We start from the raw sequence: 5,160 nt of genomic DNA on the forward strand, positions 1-5,160 counted from the left end.
CTCCAATATGTGATCCCACTTGTTGCTTATAAAACCATCTAGCAACAAAACTCTTAAATACTCGTCCTAAACGTTCTCCTTTATCTAAAAACCAGATTTGCCCCCATAAGTCGATTAAGCCATTAGGCGAAGGTGTCCCTGTAAGTTCAATAAATCGTTCAGTTTTCCAAGCAACACGGGCTAAAGCTTTAGGCATTTTGCCTCCTTGGTGCATTCTGAAAGATTTAAGTTTTGTACTTTCATCTACGACAATACAGGAAAAATTCCATTTATCACCGATTTCTTTAACTAACCAAGGTATGTTCTCAAAATTGGTAATAAATATTGATGCCTCGGTGGCTAAAGCCGATTGTCTTTTTTTGATATCACCTGTAATGATAGAAATTCTCATATCACTAAAAGCACTCCAACGTTTGACTTCATCACTCCACACATTTAAGGCTACTCTTAAAGGTGCAATGATTAGAATAGGGCGAGGATCAAGTATTCGAATATAAGATAAGGCGAATAACACACTTATAGTTTTACCCGATCCCATAGGAGACCAAATCGCACAACGATCATGACTTAAAATCCAATCAACTATTTTAATTTGATGTTCTGCTAGTTTCAGTAACATTGCAAAATTTCCAAAAAATTATCGACTTCAGAAGCCGATGACAGAACTTCAACTCTTTGTTTGTAGTCTTTAAGCCTCAGTATTTCTCTTTTTTGAGAGGTTGATAATCTACCTCCTTGCTTTTTCAGCTCTATCCAAAAAGCAACTCCATTTGGAGTTAGGATTAATCTATCAGGACAACCTCTATGACTAATGAATTGTACCTTACGTACAAAACACCCTTGTGCTTTAGCCCCTATAACCAAACGTTGTTCTATCTGAGCTTCTGAGATCATTTACGATACCTCATCGCTTCATAACCTTCGGCTTTTAGTGGTAAACCCGTAGCCCAAATAGGAGTTTCTGACATCAAGGAACAAAGTTCAGATACGTTATAACGATCCTTGTTTGGAGCTTCCGTTATTAACTCATCATGAACACTCAAGACAATGTCATAACCCATCAAATGAACGTTCCACATACCATTGGCTAAAATATCACGACTTACCGCTTGAACTATATTCTCAACAAGTTTACCCCCATAAGTTTTTTCTCTTAATTCTGCTTTTAACGTGCTTAAATAGCTCAATTCTTTGTTATATTGAGGATAAAAATAAGAAAGATAGCGAGAAGAAGGCAATTCAATCTTAACATTTTGTTCTTGTTTTTTTATGGTTAAAAAAGGATTAATTCGTAAAATGGTGTTATCTGACTTTAAGATTTCTTTAAAAGCGTTCTGCATCAATTCCCACAGTTTCACTACTTTAGGGTGTTTTGCTCGCCATGCCGTTTTTAGAAGTTCGCAAGCAGTTCCAATGAACAAATCATCAATGCTGTTATTAGGGTGATGTTCTTGCATCCATAACGCCATACTTTCGGCTTGTTGCCAATCATCACTTAAAGCTGTCAATTTGACTTGTTCTGCCATGGACTTTAAATCCATTCCTGTTCCTTGAGCCATGGAGATGAAAGCTCTAGCACCACCTTGATAACCTAGTGCTAATTCCATCACTTTACCAATAGCTCTTTGGTCTTTAGTCACTGCGGAAACTGGAATATTAAAAGCTTTAGCATAAGCTAATTTGTATATATCATCCCCTTGTGCAAAAGCATCTAATTTCCATTGTTCACCTGCTACCCAAGCTAAAACACGAGCTTCTATCCCGCTTAAATCCGCAACAATAATCTTTTTCCCTTGGGGTGCTATGATACAAGAACGGACACAATCACTGGCTTTTTCAATAGGATTTTTTACATCATCTACGTATAAAAACTCATCAATAGCTTGTTCAATCTCTGCATTTGATCGTTGGGGACGAGGAAGATTTTGTGGTTGAAAAACTCTTCCTGCCCAACGACCCGTTCGACTTGCTCCGTAAAATTGTAAAGTTCCCCTAAGTCGTCCATCTTTTGATGTGGCTTCAAGCAAAGTTGTGAGTTTACGAGGTGCTGAACGAGATGCATCCAATCTGTTCTTTAAAAGCTGAGTAGCTCTAGAGCTTAAATATTGACATTTTAAGATATTTAGTATCGTTGCTTCTTGTAAATCGGGAAGATCTATATGTTCATAGTCCAATAACCATTTAAGAAACGCACTTACACATCTAGATGAATATAGTTTGCCTTCAGTTAAATCTCGTATTTCTTGATCAAGTTGATATAGCCAGTTTACAACAAAATTATCCGCTTTTTTGGCTAATTCTAAATCTATACAATAGCCACGATCATTAATCTCTTGATCTAAGATCCACAACGATTCCTCACTTTTGGGAATAGGAGGTAAACGTTTAAAAATCTCTCTACAGGCTTCAACATCTTTTTGACAATATTGTTTAAATAATTCCCAATATTCATTCCTTTTTGGTTGGAAAGTTAATTCACCATAGCAATAACGACGGATCAGTTTTTTACCTTCAATAGCCATTTTGCTATATTCTTCAGGTAGTTTAAGAACTTGACAAACAGATTCTAAGGAAGCAGGTAATCCTGTGAAACGCGATCTAACCATAGTGCATTTCCAACGATGAAGGGGGATAGTAACAGACAAACAATGTTGGAGACATACACGTTCAAACGAACTATTATGAGCAATTAAGTTAACATCAGGATCATTTAACGCTATTTGCAAATCAGTAGGTATATTCTTATTTTTTGTAAGATCCCAACATTGAACCGTTTGATCATCTAATGCATATGCTAAAAGCAGAATTTCCGCATGTTCAGCATATGCATATGTCCCTACATTCTTAATCTTCAACGGACTGCGGGTCTCAATATCCAAAAAGAGGTTTTTAGACATTAAAAAGGATCATCCGATGATACAGTTTCTAATTCTTCTATTGGTTCAAACTCGCCTATATCCGCAATGCGTTTACCTTGCCATGGTTTATCATCTTTGAGAAATTGAACACCTGCCAAAGTACTACTAAAGCCTCGTTTCATCTTATTATAGAAGTAGCAATAGATATTAATAATAGCTAAAACATGACAACCTGCGTAGAAAAGTCCCGTATCTTCGGTAACTCTAATAGCTTGTTGATCAACCAAGGTCGGTTTATGAGTATTAGTTGAAGAGATATACCACATTCCCTTATAGGACTCTTGGTATTTCTCAGGGTCTCTTTCAACTTTCTCATCACCATCTTTAAGAACTAGTGATTGATTGCCTTTTGCTTCTTTTAACAAAGACTCATATGAACGAGTAGGAAATTTGATTAATCCCGCTTCTCGTCGTGCTTGATCAATAACATTAAATTGTTGTGTATCTGTTTTAGGAAACAAGATATCAGCACTGTAAACAGGGGCTTTTTCCCCCATTATATCTTGTTTTGCAACAAATAAACTAGGATAAGATAATCTTCCTTTTAAACGTATTCTTACAACTGATGACATGGTATACTCCTATGCTACTTTACTAAACTCTGCTAAATCTGCTTGTTGTTTCAACTCTTCTTGCTCACGTGTAATTTGCATTTTTCCTTCAGGACGGATAACAGCGTTTTGCAATTCTTCTATATCTTGGATATTTAAATTTTTGCTTTTAGCTAATTTGTCCGCTTCTGCAGGAGATATCAAAACGCTCTTGATAGCTTGATCACCAAATAATCGGCGTAAAATGTGTTCTGCTTCTTGCTCATTTTTGTATGTTCGGTTGCCTTTTCTCCCTTCTTTTAACGTGTAATTAGGTAGTGTTTCTCCGTTATTTAAAGCTTTGAAAGCTTCGTCTTTCACCGCTTTCACATAGCTTTCAACTAATGGTAAAGTGTCTAAAACCTTTGCTAATTCATCGTTGTTTAAAAGTTTAGATGGTTGTTCAAGAGCTATTAATACGGTTTTAGCTACAGCTGGACAGCGAGCTTTAGCACGACAAAATCGGCATACATCTGTATTCGGCTGATAAGCTGTATATGGTATAGTCCGCAGTTTTTTAGTTTTAAGGGCTTCTTGCCCCGTAGTGAAAAAGAATTGTTGCCATTCTCTCAATTCACTAGGTGTTAATGTCCATGTTTTAATAGGGTCTTGCTCTCTAATTCTTGGTTGAATAATCGTCAAAACAACCTTTTGTGGTTCACCTAAAAAGTCACCCCAAGCATTTAACACGCCTAATCCATACAGAATGAGTTGATAGTTGTTAGATGCTTCAACATTAACTCCCGCACCATACTTAAAATCTACAATGTGCCAAACATCACCACAATCAATGACAATATCAACTGTCCCTTGACCGTCTTTTTCCCCAGTTACCGCTTCAAGTGAAAACGTAGTTTCACGAGTAATATGACCATTGAAAGAACGCACATAATTAAGACATAGTTGTACAGCATGTACCATCTCATCATTGACTTCAAAAGTGCGATCATCAATATATCGCTTTTGTCCTTTAAGGGTCATAGCGTCAACATCACGTTCTAAACATTCTTCTAAAAGTCTATGAGCAATTGTCCCTTCTTGAGCAAAAGAACTAGTAGTCTCAGGACATTTGGCTTCCATCGCAATTGATGCTGAACATTTAGACCAACGATGAGCTGATGATGGCGATAAAACCGCATGAGTATTAGCCATGTTTTGCATCCTTTAATCTGGCTAAAATGTTTTTAAGTTCTTGCTCATTACAATCTTTGAGAGTTTTGTGCTCTCCTCCGCAAGCAGGAATAGTGATGTCATCCTTAAGTCTCTTAAGACCTTGCGCCCCACGAGATGTGATATAGTTTTTCGCTTCTTCTCTCACTTCCTTTTGCAATTCGGATAAGGACATGAGAGAGTTTTTTGCTTTTGAGGTAGGTGACTCAACTTGTTTTAAAGCTTCAGCAATAGTTGATAGTAACCCAAGTAAAACAGGACGGTTTTGATCTTTAATCGCTTGTTCAATGATATTTTGTACATTTGATAGCATCTTAATCTCCATTTTAAGGTTTAAATGGGGGTGGTAAACCACGGTAGAGAAGACCAAAACCACCCCCGACCCTTACAGGTATCTCTAATTATTCAATTCCGCATCTGCCTTTATGGCTTTAGCTAATCTCTCGCTACTGGCGTTCGCTACTTCCTCAGCATTTGCTAAC

Annotated in this window: 6 protein-coding genes; all 6 read right to left on the reverse strand. The window is 37.1% G+C overall.

The window, feature by feature from the left end:
• A partial coding sequence (locus GY664_RS04945; RefSeq protein WP_333948377.1) for an SNF2-related protein occupies window positions 1–619 on the reverse strand: 619 nt, incomplete at its 3' end.
• Window positions 610–894 (reverse strand): VRR-NUC domain-containing protein, encoded by a 285-nt coding sequence (locus tag GY664_RS04950; protein WP_333948378.1) that lies wholly within the window; start codon window positions 892–894, stop codon window positions 610–612. The genes GY664_RS04950 and GY664_RS04945, both read right to left, overlap by 10 nt.
• Complete coding sequence (locus GY664_RS04955; protein ID WP_333948379.1) at window positions 891–2,897, reverse strand: DNA polymerase; 2,007 nt, start codon at window positions 2,895–2,897, stop codon at window positions 891–893. The genes GY664_RS04950 and GY664_RS04955 overlap by 4 nt, the downstream gene beginning before the upstream one ends.
• Complete coding sequence (locus GY664_RS04960; RefSeq protein ID WP_333948380.1) at window positions 2,897–3,490, reverse strand: ssDNA-binding protein; 594 nt, start codon at window positions 3,488–3,490, stop codon at window positions 2,897–2,899. The genes GY664_RS04955 and GY664_RS04960 overlap by 1 nt, the downstream gene beginning before the upstream one ends.
• A 9-nt stretch (window positions 3,491–3,499) precedes the next feature.
• Entirely contained in the window at window positions 3,500–4,660 is a 1,161-nt protein-coding gene (locus tag GY664_RS04965; RefSeq protein ID WP_333948381.1) for a DUF2800 domain-containing protein, read from the reverse strand.
• Complete coding sequence (locus GY664_RS04970; protein WP_333948382.1) at window positions 4,653–5,033, reverse strand: hypothetical protein; 381 nt, start codon at window positions 5,031–5,033, stop codon at window positions 4,653–4,655. Before GY664_RS04970 ends, GY664_RS04965 begins: the two co-directional genes overlap by 8 nt.
• Between the last annotated feature and the right edge of the window lie 127 nt (window positions 5,034–5,160).

This window comes from Candidatus Liberibacter brunswickensis (genome assembly GCF_036858155.1).
Lineage (GTDB): Bacteria > Pseudomonadota > Alphaproteobacteria > Rhizobiales > Rhizobiaceae > Liberibacter > Liberibacter brunswickensis.

Coding starts and splice junctions, on each gene's coding strand:
- GY664_RS04965 (WP_333948381.1), bottom strand. CDS start 4,660: ATGGCTAATACTCATGCGGTTTTATCGCCATCATCAGCTCATCGTTGG.
- GY664_RS04950 (WP_333948378.1), bottom strand. CDS start 894: ATGATCTCAGAAGCTCAGATAGAACAACGTTTGGTTATAGGGGCTAAA.
- GY664_RS04960 (WP_333948380.1), bottom strand. CDS start 3,490: ATGTCATCAGTTGTAAGAATACGTTTAAAAGGAAGATTATCTTATCCT.
- GY664_RS04955 (WP_333948379.1), bottom strand. CDS start 2,897: ATGTCTAAAAACCTCTTTTTGGATATTGAGACCCGCAGTCCGTTGAAG.